The organism is Chryseobacterium camelliae, from assembly GCF_002770595.1.
GTDB lineage: Bacteria > Bacteroidota > Bacteroidia > Flavobacteriales > Weeksellaceae > Chryseobacterium > Chryseobacterium camelliae.
Map to the genome: position 1 here is coordinate 3,700,691 of NZ_CP022986.1, position 13,885 is coordinate 3,714,575.

Consider the following 13,885-nt stretch of genomic DNA (forward strand, 5'->3'; position numbering starts at 1 on the left):
TGTTTGTATTTAAATATTTGATTTCAAAGTGAACTAAATTAGAAATAATAAAAACAAGAGTAGGATATCTGCCTTGTAAATTTCCCTGAAAATGTATCCATTTAAAGATAGAGTTTTTGCTTTAAAAAACTTTAAATTTAAATATGAAAAATATAGTATTTTATAGCAAATGTTATGACGACATACAAAGGAATTCAAGTAAATGTGGTAGACAATCTTTATATTGAAACAGATGGATTAAATCTTTATATAAATAAAGAAATCAGAATTATAATTCATGAATATCCACCAGAAAACTATATAGATGTTATGAAGTACATTATAGATTATATCATAGATAGTAAACCGGTCATTTCTGAGAATCAAAATATTGGATATTATTCATGGCTTTTGCAATTTAGATTAAATGAAAATAATTTCTATGATTTATATGAAATAAATTTTGATGGAAGTGATTTTAATAAAGGTTGTGATACTGCGATTTTAGTTGTTAGGCAACAAAGTGAAATATGTTGGCAACAAAATTTTATTCCAATTTTTCCAAACTTCAACCAGTCAGTAATTATATCAGATGGTGTTTATGAAGGAAAAGATGTTGAGGGCATCAGATATGATTCACCTCAAGATGAAAGTGGTTGGTATTTAATTACAGATGATTATAACGGCGATCTTAAGTCATTGAAAATGGTACACTTTTATCATGTTGCTTTTGCTCGTCCTGATATTTTAAAGTATTTAGCGATACCTTATGGACATAGATTGCTGGTGAAAAGGGGAAATGTTCAAATAAGTGAAAATGATTAAGCTAATAGTTAATTAAGTGAGCGATAAAAAATGGAAGAAATAAATACAGAAGAAATTTTTAATAAAAGGAAAGAAAATCTAAAAGAGTTTTTGACTAGAAATGTACTAGTGTATAAGAATCAATCATTAGAAGAAGTGATAGGTATTTTAGAGCTTTACAAATTCGATAATAGATTAAATAAAAAGGGTACATTGACCCATTTTATAATTGATAGTGCTGATTTAGATTATTCAATTGGAGAAAAAATAATTGAATTTGATAATTGTATTAGATGAAATGTTAGTTATTAATTATGTATCAGATGTAGTGGTATTTGGATATAATCGGAAATTTCCAGTTTAAGGTACAATAACCTAGGCCAGGTATCAGAAGGTCATGTATCAGAGTTAGTGATAGAGGATTATCTGTTGTTAAATGCTTGGTTTCAAAATACATTGAATTAGATTAATAAACAAGAGTAGAAACTCTACCTGCTTTTATTTTAGCCTAAAAAAATATAGTCAAATGATTGAGGATCATTCTTCATGTATCAGATTAATGATATGTAGATTTGCAAATACTGTTATTCTTGGTTAAACTTCCCTGTTTTGAAGACTTCCCTTTTTATCAAACAGTTAAAAATATAAACTTAAATTTTTGTAAATTAGTAACCGTCTGTTGCCCAATAAGCAGCTGAGTTATTTTCCATATATATAAATAAGTATGAAATAGTTAGAGTTCTTTTAAATGGCGAATGGAACTATGCCATGAAGAACCGAATTCAGGCACATCGAAGTTTGGAATGGAAGTAATTTAATCAGTGGATTTGATGCTCAAATGTTTGATGCAACTGAAATAGTTTTTTGGAAAGTTAATTAATCAAAGAATAATGTTGTTAAAAAAATATCAGTTACTGATTGCTTGTACTCTTTTTGTAGCATGTGTTCAGGAGAATGTAAAAACTGATAGTAAAGATTTTAAGAAAGCACTTGATATAAAGCTTAAAAACTTTGTAACCAGAGATTCTTTGCTTAATAAAGCAGCTATAGCTAACAAACACATTAAATCAGGTATTTGGATTAATCAAAATTTTAGAAAGTACCTTTTAGGTGATTCAATAAGTGAAAACTCCATATTACCATTGACTTTGACTATTGAAAAAGAACGATTCTTTCTTACGTATAGATATGAAGGAGCCAGAATTTATTCTCCACTAAAAGAAGGAACCTTAAAACAGGTTAATGACTCGTTAATAAACATCCATATTAAAAAGCAAAATATTTCATTTTTGAAGGCGGTTGCTGATGATAATGGAACACCGGATTTAAGCTCTGAACTTAGCAGAAGTATATTGGATTATAAAAAACTAGCAGCAATAATTGATGTAAATTCCAAGGATACAATAAATCTCACAGCCACTCAACCAAATTGGACGCGAGAAGTATATTGCAGTACTAATACGCATGATTTTAAATATAAAATATTTTATTCATACCCAGTGATTTTTGAAGGAAGTATTACCCATTCAAGATATTATTTAAAGGTATACGGAATATTGCCGTTAGAGAAAACCTACGAACTGATACTGAAAAATAAAAAATATGAATTAAGAGATTTGGAAACTTCAAAGATTGTTTATGAGTTTATGATGAAATAACTAAGATTTTTATTTTTTAATAATCTTAGTGTCAGTGGAGCACCTGCAAATGACTCAACATCATCCCGGAACTGGGTAGATTCTTTATTGTATATCCCTTAAGCAAAAAGTGCGCATATCTATCTCATTGCAATTTTTCTGAGAATAGGATTATAGATTCAATACTGTGGAAATTGAGAAAGTAAGCAACGTAAAATCATCTGGAAATCAGGTCATAGATAAGTTGATTGCAAGGCTAAAAAAGGGTATGAAAGATTTCCTGTTCAGATTATCCAAACTTTTTGCTTAACCCCCAACTTTTGCGCTTGATCCATAATTTTTATCCATACATTGATTAAAGCTGCAAAAATAAAAAAACATCCCAGTGTTGGGATGTTTTGTGAAGTATTTTAAATTTCTTACGCTTTCAGGTACCTCGAATAAGCATATCCTTCCTGCCCGTCATCCGTTTTTACTTTCCACCAGTCATCGGAAGTCTGCTCGATCAGGGTTACGGAAGATCCTTTGGAGGCTTTTCCAACCACGGCTGCATCGGTAGAAGGCTCCTGGCGGATGTTCAGGTTGGAATCTTCGGTAGCTACCGTAAGCGGTGCTCCTGCAGATAAACCTGCCACCTGCACATCGATGTTGATATCAGAAGCTGAGTAAGAAGAGTCGATGGCACCTAATGCATTCCACACTGCGTCTTTGGCAGCGGTGTTGGAGGCATTGCCGGAAACATACAGGATTCCGTCCTGTTCCTGAACCTGAAGATTCGTAATCCCGGCAGACTGGGCTGCGGAAATTACTCCTGAATATTTATCTTGTAATGTGCTCATGATGTTTATTTTACTGTGTAATTATAATTTACTTTGCCTACTTTCAGGGCATCAACCGATTCTTTGATCTTTCTGGCCTGTTGCGCAGATACATTTCCGGTAAGGGTCAGCTCACCGTTAACCGTCTGTACTTTTACAGAAGGGAAATCTTTAAGGGCATCCTGGACTTTCTGCTGAACGGCAGGATCTGTAGCGGACTGGGTCTCAACCGGAGCCATTGCGGCAGGGGCAACGGTAGCCATGTCGTGGACATCTTTTACTCCGTTGATGGCCTTCAGCTGTTTGATCATGGCATCTTTCGCTTCCTGGCTTTCAAAAGTTCCGCTCAGGTGGGCGACACCGTCTTTAATCTCAACCGATGCATTAGGGTTTGACGTTACTACCGTAGTAGCCTGCGTCTGTAAATCTGCATCAGACACTTTCTTTTTACAAGAAACCGCTCCGAAGGAAATAGCTACAGCCAGGGCAGCCATGGTGATGGTTTTTTTCATAAAATGTATATTTAATAGGTTAGTATACCCAAATGTAACACTAAAATGTATACCAAAATCATATAATCGGGTAAATGTCCCGCAGATTTTTTGAAATCTTATGGGGATTGGGATTTAAATATCTGTCCGGAAGAATTTGGTATCATTTTCATCAAGCGTTTGCGCCAATGGAAAAACCATTATATTTGTGCAACTTGAATTGGAAGATATGAAAGGACAAAACAAACTCTTTATAGCCATTATTATAGCCCTTGTTCTCGGGGTAGCCATCGGAGGCCTGGTACATATACGGTATCCTGAAAGTGCAGAACCGTTTTCTAAGAATATCAAGCTTTTAGGCACGGTATTCATCAGGCTGGTCCAGATGATCATTGCACCGTTGGTATTCACGACCCTGGTGGTGGGGATAGCCAAGATGAGCGATATTAAAATGATCGGCAGGGTAGGGACCAAAGCCATGCTGTGGTTTATTTCTGCCTCACTGCTTTCTTTGTTCATAGGACTGATCCTGGTGAACTGGCTCGAACCGGGACATGTCACACAGCTGCCCATCCAGGATGCAGCTTCTGCCGAAGACTTATTAAAGACCAGTAAAGGCTTTTCCATGGAGGATTTTGTCAAGCATATTATCCCTAAAAGTTTATTTGAGGCTTTTGCCACCAATGAAGTATTGCAGATCGTTGTATTTTCCATTATGTTCGGGATTGCGCTGGCCAATATGGGCGAAGAATATTCTCAGCCCGTAGTCAAATTGTTTGATATCATAGCCCACGGGATCCTGAAAATGGTAGGCTACATTATGTGGTTTGCGCCGTTTGGGGTGCTGGGTGCAATTGCTGCTGTAGTCGCTACCAATGGATTTGAAATCTTTAAAGTATATGCCATTTACCTCAGAGACTTTTTCTTTGCTTTAGGCATACTCTGGCTGGCGCTTCTGCTGGTAGGATACTTCATCCTGGGCAACCGTCTCTTCGAGCTTCTGAGAAGGATCAAAGAACCTTTGCTGATTGCTTTTTCAACCACAAGCTCCGAGGCGGTATTCCCTAAGCTGGTGGAAGAACTGGAACGGTTCGGGTGTAATAACAGGGTCGTATCATTCATCCTGCCGCTGGGGTATTCTTTTAACCTGGACGGAAGCATGATGTACATGACTTTCGCCTCCATATTCATTGCCCAGATCTATGGAATTGAGATGTCAATCGGTCAGCAGATTACCATGCTGCTGGTTCTGATGCTCACCTCCAAAGGGATTGCCGGTGTTCCGCGGGCTTCCCTGGTTATTATTGTGGCTACCTGTTCCATGTTCGGGATTCCGCCGGAAGGCATTGCCCTGATCCTGCCGATCGACCATTTCTGTGATATGGGGAGAAGCATGACCAATGTTCTCGGGAATGCCCTGGCAACTTCTGCGGTGTCCAAATGGGAAGGACAGCTGGATAATCACGGAGGAGATCTTTAATGAATACTGAATGTAGATTCTGAACTGTATAATGACGGAATGGGAAGACTATAAGAAACAGATTGAGGATAACGGCTTTGCTGTGATCAATGATGTATTCTCAGAAGAGGAAATAGACATGATCCTGAAGGGCATTGAGGATGCCGATGCTTCCGGTGATACCTTCAGGAAATCGGAAGAGCTTTTTGCCATCCGGCAGTTCCTGAAAGGAGTGCCGGAAGTTAGAAAATCTGTTTTCAGCAGCCGGCTTGGTTCTGTTGTACAGGAAATTTTTGGTAACAGCTATTTTGCTGTAAAAAGCATTTATTTTGATAAGCCTGAATCTTCCAACTGGTATGTTGCCTACCATCAGGATCTCACCATTTCCGTAGACCGGAAAGCTGATGTTGAAGGTTTTGGTCCCTGGACCACCAAGCAGGACCAGTTTGGCGTACAGCCCCCGCTGGAAATCCTGGATCATATGTTCACCATCAGAATCCATCTGGATGATACCGATGAATACAACGGAGCCCTGAAAGTTGTTCCCGGCTCTCACGCCAAAGGTATCTACAGGCCTGAAACCATCGACTGGACCTCTGAAAAAGAAGTGATCTGCAAGGTGAAAAAAGGGAGCGTCATGATTATGAAGCCCCTGCTGCTGCATGGATCCAACAGGACAACAAACGGAAAAAGAAGAAGGGTTATCCATATCGAATTTTCCGATCTTGAGCTTCCCGGCGGCCTGCAATGGTCTGAAAAAATAAGCGGATAATGAATTGATCAGTCAATGACTAACATTCATGCGTTCCATAAAAATTAAGCTCCCTTTGAACAGTTTTCAGAGGGAGCTTAATTTATTACTATACAGGCTTACTTCACGGAAATTTCATCTAAAAAAATGTACGCTTCGCCTCCGGCGCCCTGATGCCATTCAGGAAGTTTACCGTAGTAGTATGCTTTTACTTTCAGATACCGTGCCTGCGTCGGAAGGATGTCTGCACTGAAGTCTTTTACCTGTACCGTTTCATCCTTGGGATCTACTGTATTGTTGACTGTAGATAACAGGATATAATCTTTACCGTTCATTGAGGCATAATATTCCACTTTTTTGGGCATCAGGATCCATGCGCGGCTGTCCTGAAGGTACGTGGAAGACAGTTGGTTCATATCCTGAGGAGATTTGAAATCAATTACTGCCTCAAAATTCTGTCCCTGGTATCCCTGCCATTCGCCTTTTCTCCAGTTGACATCTCCATGGATGCCGTCAATCAGGGCCAGTTTGCCTCCGGCGGTATACTGTGGATTCATGGTAGCATTCACGGTAATATCCCAGTAATTCGGCCTCCTGTTAAAATTAGCGGTGGTGATCGAACTTTTCTCGCCGTTCCGTTCTGCATAAGCTGAAACCGTAGTGGTTTTATTAATGGTAAAAGGCTCTTTGTACGCCTTAAATGTTTTCCTCACATTGGCATCACTTTCATCCAGGGTCATATAGTATACTTTGTCTCCCGGATTCAGCGGGGTGATGGTTACTTTGGTGGAAAAGTCGAACAGGCGGTCTGCCGCAATCACAGGGGAAGCTGTAAGCGCATCATATTTCAGGTCTTTGAATGCACTTACATTTTCAAATCCCAGTTTCCTGAGCTCATCCCTTCCGGTATTAGGAGTAATCGTCCGGGTCGTTCCGTCTTCAAGATGGATTTTTACCTCATCAAAATAAGGTTTTGTCGTCTGCCATTCCGGTAATCCCGGAGTTACCGGGTAAATTCCCAGGGCGCTTAAGATGTACCAGGCACTCATCTGCCCGCAGTCTTCATTACCGATCAGCCCATCCGGCGCATTTTTATACAAATGGTCGAAGATATATTTTATTTTTTCATCGGTTTTCTCAGGCTTGCCTACATAATTATACAGGTAGGCGATATGGTGGCTTGGCTCATTTCCCTGGGCATACTGTCCCATAAGTCCGGTGATGTCCACCTGCTCCCTTCCTGTGGTGGTATCAGGCGCAGCAAAAATAGCATCAATAAACTGCTCGAATTTTTCCTGTCCTCCGTGAGCGGCTATCAGTCCCGGGATATCCTGCTGTACGGAATAGGAATAATGCCATGAGTTGCCTTCCGTATAATTGTTGTTCACTTCCCTCGGATCAAAAGGCTGGTACCAGTTGCCGTTCTTCCTCGGCTGCATAAATCCGTTCTCAGGATTGTAGAGGTTTTTCCAGTTCTGGGAACGCTTCATGAAATACTGGTAATCTTCCTTTTTGCCTAAAATTTTGGCCATCTGGGCAATACACCAGTCATCATAGGCATATTCCACAGTTTTGGAAACGCTTTCATGTTCATCATCAATACTGATATAATTATTCTGCTTATAGGCATTCAGCCCGAAAATATCCAGCATCGCCGAATGTTTGGACGCCTCAAAAGCTTTTTCATAATCAAAACCTTTGATGCCTTTAGCCATGGCATCCGCAATGACGGATACCGCATGGTAACCGATCATGCATTCCGTTTCGTTAGAAGCGAGCTCCCATACCGGAAGTTTTCCGCCCTGCTCGTATTGCCTGATGAAAGTATTGATAAAATCAGCGGTTCTTTTCCTGTCGATCAGCGTCATTAAAGGATGCGCTCCCCTGAAGGTATCCCACAGTGAAAAAACCGTATAGTAATCAAAGCCTTTAGCCATGTAGAACTTATTGTCCCTTCCCCTGTACTTGCCGTCTGCATCCATATTGATGTTAGGCTGGGTGAAAACGTGGTAGAGTGCGGTATAAAAAATGGCCAGCTTGTTTTTGTCGGCGGATTTTACTTCTATTTTTGAGAGTTCTCTGTTCCAGTCTGCAGCAGCCTGCTTCCTGATATTTTCAAAATCATCGGACTGTCCTTCTGCCAGCATATTTTTTCCTGCTCCTTCATAGCCGGTTGGCGAAATGGCAACTTTTACATTGATTTTTTCCCCTTTCTTTACTTTTGCCGAAAAAGCAAGCGCCAGCCGGGTGCCGGTATATATATTGCTACCCTGGCTTCCGTTCACTTCTTTCCGGGAGACCTCCATAGGTTTGGAAAACTCGATCCTTGCATAAATATACTGGTTGGTGGCCCATGCAGAACTTTTCCTGAATACTTCAATGGTTTTAGCGTCAATGACCTTCACTTCGCCTTCCAGCAGCTTATCGCGGTGGTTCAGGTCCAGGATGATGTTGGCGGTTCCGGCGTTGTTGAAGGTGTATTCATGGTAACCGACCCTCTTGGTGGTGGTCAGCCGTACATCGATATTGTTCTTGTCCAGTTTTACCGAATAAAATCCGGCAGAGGCTTTTTCATTTTTATGGGAAAATGCAGATGAGTATTCTTTAGGGCTGAGGCCGGCTTTCCCCATGGTCGGCATCAGCATAATGTCTCCGTAGTCTGAGACTCCCGTACCGTTGAGGTGGGTGTGCGAGAATCCGTAGATCACAGCATCGGAATAATGATAGCCGCTGCATCCGTCCCAGCTGCCGTCAATACGGGTATCGGGAGACAGCTGTACCATCCCGAAAGGCACAATGGCACCGGGAAACGTATGCCCATGGCCACCGGTTCCGATGAATGGGTTGACATACTGCGCATAATTCTGTGAAAAAGCATGGGCTGAAAGGACTCCCAGCAAAACAAAAAGTATTTTTTTCATTGTTACCGTAAAAAGTCCTTAAAAATACTATAAAAATACGGACCCTAAAAGAATTTATCTATAGCCCCGTTTACTTATTCCAAATAGGTAAAATTTCCTTAACTTTGTAATCAATTTATTGAGTTTATGTTGACGAAAGAAAAGGTTCAGGATTTCCTTAAAGAAATAGAAGTTGATGATCTGGTGAATAATCTTCAGATTATGGGCGATGACGTGTATATTGATATGACGGCTCATTCACCGGCAATGCATGAGAAAAAGAAACTGGAAGCAGCCATGAAGCAGGCTTTTGCCAGTGAGTTCGGTGAACATGTTCACCTGAAACTGAAAATCGTTTCTCCGGAACCGACTGAAATTCAGCAGAGCCAGATCAAAGGGAAGCAGATCAAAGGCATTCAGAACGTTATTGCCATCGCTTCCGGAAAGGGAGGCGTAGGGAAATCTACGGTAGCAGCCAATATGGCGGTAACCCTTGCCAAGATGGGCTTCAAAGTAGGATTGCTGGATGCAGATATCTACGGCCCTTCTGTTCCAACGATGTTCGATACCGAAGGCGAAAAGCCGATCTCAGTAGACATAGACGGAAAAAGCCTGATGAAGCCGATTGAAAATTACGGTGTTAAGATGCTTTCCATCGGTTATTTTTCAGGAGCCAACCAGGCAGTGGTATGGAGAGGCCCTATGGCATCAAAAGCCCTGAACCAGATGATCCGCGATGCGGCATGGGGAGAACTGGATTTCCTTCTGATCGACCTTCCTCCGGGAACGGGTGATATCCACCTTTCCATCATCCAGGAAGTTCCGGTAACCGGTGCTGTAATTGTAAGCACGCCTCAGCATGTTGCCCTGGCAGACGTAAGAAAAGGGATTGCCATGTTCCAGATGGAAAGTATCAACATTCCGGTATTGGGGCTGATTGAAAATATGGCTTACTTCACACCGGAAGAATTGCCGGATAATAAATATTATATCTTCGGGAACCAGGGAGCGCAGTATCTTGCTGACGACCTTGGAATTCCGGTACTGGGGGAAATTCCTTTAATCCAGAGCATCAGGGAGGCCGGAGATGTTGGAAGACCGGCTGCCCTTCAGGAAGATTCCAAAATTGCAGAGATCTATACTGAAACCGCAAGAAAAATGGTGGAAAGCTTAGTGGAAAGAAATAAAAACCTTCCTCCTACGGAAGCTGTGAAAATTACCACAATGGCCGGATGTTCCCCAAAAGCAAAATAATTCATCCCAAACGGTTGGGACCAATGACTGAATACAATATATGGAAACAAATATAACACACGAAGACACCGTAACAAGGGTAATGGAAGCCCTGGAAAGCATCCGTCCGTTCCTGAACAGGGATGGGGGCGATATAGAGCTTATCGATGTAAAGGGTAACCAGGTTTTTGTAAAACTCCTTGGAAACTGCTCCGGCTGTTCCCTGAATTTCTCAACCCTTAAACTGGGCGTTGAAAACACCATCAGGCAGCATGCTCCGGAAATTGAAAAAGTAATAAGTGTAGAGTAACCGAATACGATACCGATACGAGATAATTTCAAAGGCAGACTGTTACAGTCTGCCTTTTTGGTATCATAAAACAATAAGGAATAGGTATTATTCCCTGGTGAGTTATGAAAGACAGATTCTTCGCCGAAGGCTGCAATAATGAGGGGTTATTTTGCTGCAGCCTCCAATTCCCGTGTTTCTAGAATCATAAATAATGGTCATATTGAATTTTTTCAGGTATATGGTTATTGAGTGATGAAGATATGAAAAATTTTAATTAAATAAATGTTTGTAGGTTAAAAATATTTATCTAAATTTGATAAGTGAGGCACTTGCAAAGGGCTTTATATTTAATTTTTGTGTTATTTTATTGTTTTAGATCTAAAAATCCCCGGAATATTCCGGGGATTGATCGTAATAAGATATCATTGGCGATTCTTGTTATTTCACCATAATCCTTTTGATGTAACCTTCTGCGGTCTTCATCATATATATTCCTGAAGACAATCCGGATGTAGGTATTGTTAAGGCAGTCTTTTCTTTTGTGATCAGTTTTCCGGACATGTCATAGAGTTCATATCCCTGGGCACGGTTAAAATACAGCGTATTACCCTTTGTCACCGGATTCGGAAAGACGTTGAAGGTCACTTTTTCAGTAGCGGTTTCTCCCGTTGCAAGCGTAGGTGCACCAACGACCTCATACATGGATAATGTTCCGCTGATTTCATTGGCTACAATAATATATCCTTTGCCATTGGCTGTATTGGCCGGAGCTATATAGGTAATCCCTTCAGGCCCGTTATCGCCGCCGTAGGCAGAAGTCATGCGTGAATGTTTGTAATCCGTAAATGTTGGGTTAGCGGGATTGGTTATGTTGTATACCATGACGCCTCCGGTCCTTTCCAGGGTGATGAATGCATAGGTCTGCCCGTTTATGGTTCCCAGTGCAACGCCTTCCGGTTCTGGGCCTTTGGCGCGGCTCCTGCTTTTTACGGTATTGGATTCATTGTCGGCATTAAAGATCAGCGGATGATTGGCTGCAATATAGCGCTCAAAGCTGTCCCCGCTGTCATAGATAATCTGTTTCGTATCTGCATTGAAAATGGAGAATGACCGTGCGCCCAATGCATTGATTTCTTCAAACTCAGGATCGCTGTTTGTATTTCCGTTCACATTGGTTACCCTGAACCTTCCCAGGTTATGGGATGCTTTCAGTACTGCTGCATTGGGGAATGCAGTACTGTCCAGAGTATAGCTGTTTGCGCCCACCGTTGTTCTTTCGCTGAATCCGGAGAGGTCTTTTTCATCCCCTTCATTGGCGGTGACAATGTAATGCGTATTTCCGACCGTATAATTCTGGATGGCATCCGGAGTGTAATACGCTTGTACAGGCCAGTTGGCAATCAGTATTTCCCCGTTATTATCGGAAGCGTCAAAGCCATTTCCGGGCAGGCTCATATCTTTTTTGCCAAGTCCCCATAATCCGGTAATGGTTTTGGTAGCCAGGTTAACTTCCGCAATACCGTTATTTTCCTGAAGGCTTACCCAGGCTTTCTGGCTGTCAGCGCTTACGGTAATATATTCCGGCTCAAGATCCTGAGACAAAGTATTGTTGGTCCTTACTTTCCTGAGTCCTGTTAATGTCAGTGCGGCAGCCTGCGAATCGAAATTATTAAAATTTAATGTTGTTACATTGCTCTGGCTGAGGCCGGCAATCCCTCCTGAAATATCAATGATGCTGACCGAACCTTCAGGATCTACCGTGTATGCATCATTCGGTTCTCCTTCATTGGCCGTAATCACCTTTGTCCCGTCCGGCGTAAAGGTAATCATGTCCGGTAAGGCTCCTACGGTAACCTGTTTCAGGAAATTCCCGTTGATATCGAAGAAAACGACAGAACCGTTCTGTTGCGGATTGGCATTAGGGGAAGCCGTTGCAATGATGCCGTTCTTCACGGCAATGCTGGTAATGCCTCCATAAGGTGCCATATTCACGGTCTGGATCACAGAAGGGGTATTGGGATTGCTGAAATTAATAATATCAAAAACATCGGTCAGCGAGCTGATGGTAAATAGCCTTTGGGTAGCCGGATCATGCACGACGATTTCCGTTGAGCTGCTGTTGTTCCCTGAAGGATCGAAGCTCCCGATATAATTGAGCTGGATCTGATGGGACGGAACCGGTGCCGGTTTATCATTATCAATAATGTAGACTGTGGATGAATGGTCCCCGGTAATGGTTGCGCCTGCCGGATTTTCCAGGCTTACGACAAAATATTCCGCCTGCTGTTCTTGTAGCGTATCATCAATAATCGGGATGTTTACGGTATAGCTGTTCATGGAAGGCGTAATCGCGATGCTTTGTGTGGCTAATGTAAAATCGCTGCCGTCAGCCGTGCTGAAAGGAGCAGGTTTAACAACGAGGTTTACCGTCGCATTGGAAGGGTTGTTCACATTGATCTTAAAGGCAAGTGTTCCGGCGTTTTCGGCTACCTTAATAAAGCTTTTCTCCATGGAGACTGATGTCGTTGCCGTAGTGAAGGTGCCGGAGGTTTGGGCACTGATGCTGTTATCACTGAAGTCTTCAACCGTATTCGGTTTCAGGGCAAGATAATAAGTCTGGTTAGGCAATAAAGGGGAAGTTGGAATGACCGTGATGATATTGTTGGCAAATGTTGCCGTAAAAGGCACCTGAGCGCCGGAAGCACTGCCGGTACGGAATTCAACCAGATTCTGCGCATTGGCACCGGTAATGGCGGAATTATCCGTCAGCCTCACATTTTCATTGAATGAAAGGGTAGGGTTTACGGTGATAGAAGCTGTGTTGCTGTTATTGGCAGGAAGGTAAGTAACTGTTGGCGGAGTCGTGTCCGTACTGGTTGTCGGAATGGCATCTACCGTAAAATTGTCAAAGCGGTTGTTGCCTCCGGTTCCGCCTCCTGGTGCTGAAAATTCAACTTTCAGTTTAAAATTGGGATTGTTGGAAACTCCTGAAACAGCTGAGAAGTCGAAGGTCACCAGCTGCGGATTGGCATCCTGAGGAGAAACCGTCTGATAAGGAACGAAGGTCGTACCATCTGTAGAATAGGACCAGCTTTGAGTTCCTGCACCCTGGCCGGAGCGTCTGGTTGTAAATTTTACCGTAACATTAGTATAGCCTGTAGTCGGCAGGGAAAACTGCAATCCGCCATCAATAGGATTATTGTATCTCAGATGGCTTCCTGCAGGATCACTGTTCCTGGCATTTAAGTTCTGAATGTCAAAATTTTGTCCGGTTCCGTTAGCATAGTCTATGACGCTGCTTCCGCCTGCTAAGGCTGTAAGTGAACCGTTAAGGAGGGTAGAAGACGCGGCGGTCAGAGAGGCAGCGGCGGTGTTATTGTTGAAATTCCAGTAATGGATAACGGTTTGTCCGAACAGGCTGCCCTGAAGGAAGAATGCAGCTATTACGGAACCTTTCAGAAAGTAATGGTTCGTCATTGTTATGTACTTTAATTTTTACAAAAATGAACGATATACCCCTG

General features: G+C 42.0%; 11 protein-coding genes. 7 read left to right on the forward strand and 4 right to left on the reverse strand.

Going from position 1 to position 13,885, the window contains the following annotated elements:
• The first annotated feature begins 174 nt into the window (after positions 1 to 174).
• The 3 genes from CGB83_RS17085 to CGB83_RS17095 all read left to right on the forward strand — a co-directional run bounded on the left by CGB83_RS17085 (position 175) and on the right by CGB83_RS17095 (position 2,441).
• On the forward strand, positions 175 to 804 hold the full coding sequence (locus CGB83_RS17085; protein ID WP_100076903.1) for an immunity protein Imm33 domain-containing protein: 630 nt from the start codon (positions 175 to 177) through the stop codon (positions 802 to 804).
• Positions 805 to 834: 30 nt separating this feature from the next.
• On the forward strand, positions 835 to 1,080 hold the full coding sequence (locus tag CGB83_RS17090) for a hypothetical protein (protein WP_100076904.1): 246 nt from the start codon (positions 835 to 837) through the stop codon (positions 1,078 to 1,080).
• Between the two features lie 593 nt (positions 1,081 to 1,673).
• Entirely contained in the window at positions 1,674 to 2,441 is a 768-nt protein-coding gene (locus CGB83_RS17095; RefSeq protein ID WP_100076905.1) for a hypothetical protein, read from the forward strand.
• 398 nt (positions 2,442 to 2,839) lie between these two features.
• On the opposite strand, the gene CGB83_RS17100 is transcribed toward CGB83_RS17095, so the two are convergent.
• Both CGB83_RS17100 and CGB83_RS17105 read right to left on the reverse strand, forming a co-directional pair.
• Entirely contained in the window at positions 2,840 to 3,259 is a 420-nt protein-coding gene (locus tag CGB83_RS17100) for an SH3 domain-containing protein (RefSeq protein WP_100076906.1), read from the reverse strand.
• A 5-nt stretch (positions 3,260 to 3,264) separates the two neighbouring features.
• A complete protein-coding gene (locus CGB83_RS17105; RefSeq protein ID WP_100076907.1) occupies positions 3,265 to 3,750 on the reverse strand; it encodes a BON domain-containing protein in 486 nt (161 codons plus the stop codon).
• 208 nt (positions 3,751 to 3,958) lie between these two features.
• On the opposite strand from CGB83_RS17105, the gene CGB83_RS17110 reads away from it, so the two are divergent.
• Positions 3,959 to 5,209, forward strand: coding sequence for a dicarboxylate/amino acid:cation symporter (locus CGB83_RS17110; RefSeq protein WP_100076908.1), 1,251 nt, complete (start codon positions 3,959 to 3,961; stop codon positions 5,207 to 5,209).
• Positions 5,210 to 5,240: 31 nt separating this feature from the next.
• Positions 5,241 to 5,960: a phytanoyl-CoA dioxygenase family protein gene (locus CGB83_RS17115; protein WP_100076909.1), complete on the forward strand. Its 720-nt coding sequence runs from the start codon at positions 5,241 to 5,243 to the stop codon at positions 5,958 to 5,960.
• 98 nt (positions 5,961 to 6,058) lie between these two features.
• Here the strand turns inward: CGB83_RS17115 and CGB83_RS17120 are convergent, their stop codons facing one another.
• Complete coding sequence (locus CGB83_RS17120; protein ID WP_100076910.1) at positions 6,059 to 8,860, reverse strand: GH92 family glycosyl hydrolase; 2,802 nt, start codon at positions 8,858 to 8,860, stop codon at positions 6,059 to 6,061.
• Between the two features lie 126 nt (positions 8,861 to 8,986).
• On the opposite strand from CGB83_RS17120, the gene CGB83_RS17125 reads away from it, so the two are divergent.
• The gene (locus CGB83_RS17125; RefSeq protein ID WP_100076911.1) at positions 8,987 to 10,093 is read left to right on the forward strand and encodes an Mrp/NBP35 family ATP-binding protein; all 1,107 of its coding nucleotides are present in this window, start codon (positions 8,987 to 8,989) and stop codon (positions 10,091 to 10,093) included.
• A 40-nt stretch (positions 10,094 to 10,133) separates the two neighbouring features.
• A complete protein-coding gene (locus CGB83_RS17130; RefSeq protein ID WP_100076912.1) occupies positions 10,134 to 10,382 on the forward strand; it encodes a NifU family protein in 249 nt (82 codons plus the stop codon).
• Between the two features lie 420 nt (positions 10,383 to 10,802).
• On the opposite strand, the gene CGB83_RS17135 is transcribed toward CGB83_RS17130, so the two are convergent.
• Positions 10,803 to 13,841, reverse strand: a complete 3,039-nt coding sequence (locus CGB83_RS17135) for a choice-of-anchor I family protein (RefSeq protein WP_100076913.1) — start codon at positions 13,839 to 13,841, stop codon at positions 10,803 to 10,805.
• Positions 13,842 to 13,885 lie beyond the last annotated feature (44 nt).

What these genes read in the sequence shown, in the direction of transcription:
- CGB83_RS17085 (WP_100076903.1), top strand. Translation starts at nt 175, where the DNA reads ATGACGACATACAAAGGAATTCAAGTAAATGTGGTAGACAATCTTTAT.
- CGB83_RS17090 (WP_100076904.1), top strand. Translation starts at nt 835, where the DNA reads ATGGAAGAAATAAATACAGAAGAAATTTTTAATAAAAGGAAAGAAAAT.
- CGB83_RS17095 (WP_100076905.1), top strand. Translation starts at nt 1,674, where the DNA reads ATGTTGTTAAAAAAATATCAGTTACTGATTGCTTGTACTCTTTTTGTA.
- CGB83_RS17100 (WP_100076906.1), bottom strand. Translation starts at nt 3,259, where the DNA reads ATGAGCACATTACAAGATAAATATTCAGGAGTAATTTCCGCAGCCCAG.
- CGB83_RS17105 (WP_100076907.1), bottom strand. Translation starts at nt 3,750, where the DNA reads ATGAAAAAAACCATCACCATGGCTGCCCTGGCTGTAGCTATTTCCTTC.
- CGB83_RS17110 (WP_100076908.1), top strand. Translation starts at nt 3,959, where the DNA reads ATGAAAGGACAAAACAAACTCTTTATAGCCATTATTATAGCCCTTGTT.
- CGB83_RS17115 (WP_100076909.1), top strand. Translation starts at nt 5,241, where the DNA reads ATGACGGAATGGGAAGACTATAAGAAACAGATTGAGGATAACGGCTTT.
- CGB83_RS17120 (WP_100076910.1), bottom strand. Translation starts at nt 8,860, where the DNA reads ATGAAAAAAATACTTTTTGTTTTGCTGGGAGTCCTTTCAGCCCATGCT.
- CGB83_RS17125 (WP_100076911.1), top strand. Translation starts at nt 8,987, where the DNA reads ATGTTGACGAAAGAAAAGGTTCAGGATTTCCTTAAAGAAATAGAAGTT.
- CGB83_RS17130 (WP_100076912.1), top strand. Translation starts at nt 10,134, where the DNA reads ATGGAAACAAATATAACACACGAAGACACCGTAACAAGGGTAATGGAA.
- CGB83_RS17135 (WP_100076913.1), bottom strand. Translation starts at nt 13,841, where the DNA reads ATGACGAACCATTACTTTCTGAAAGGTTCCGTAATAGCTGCATTCTTC.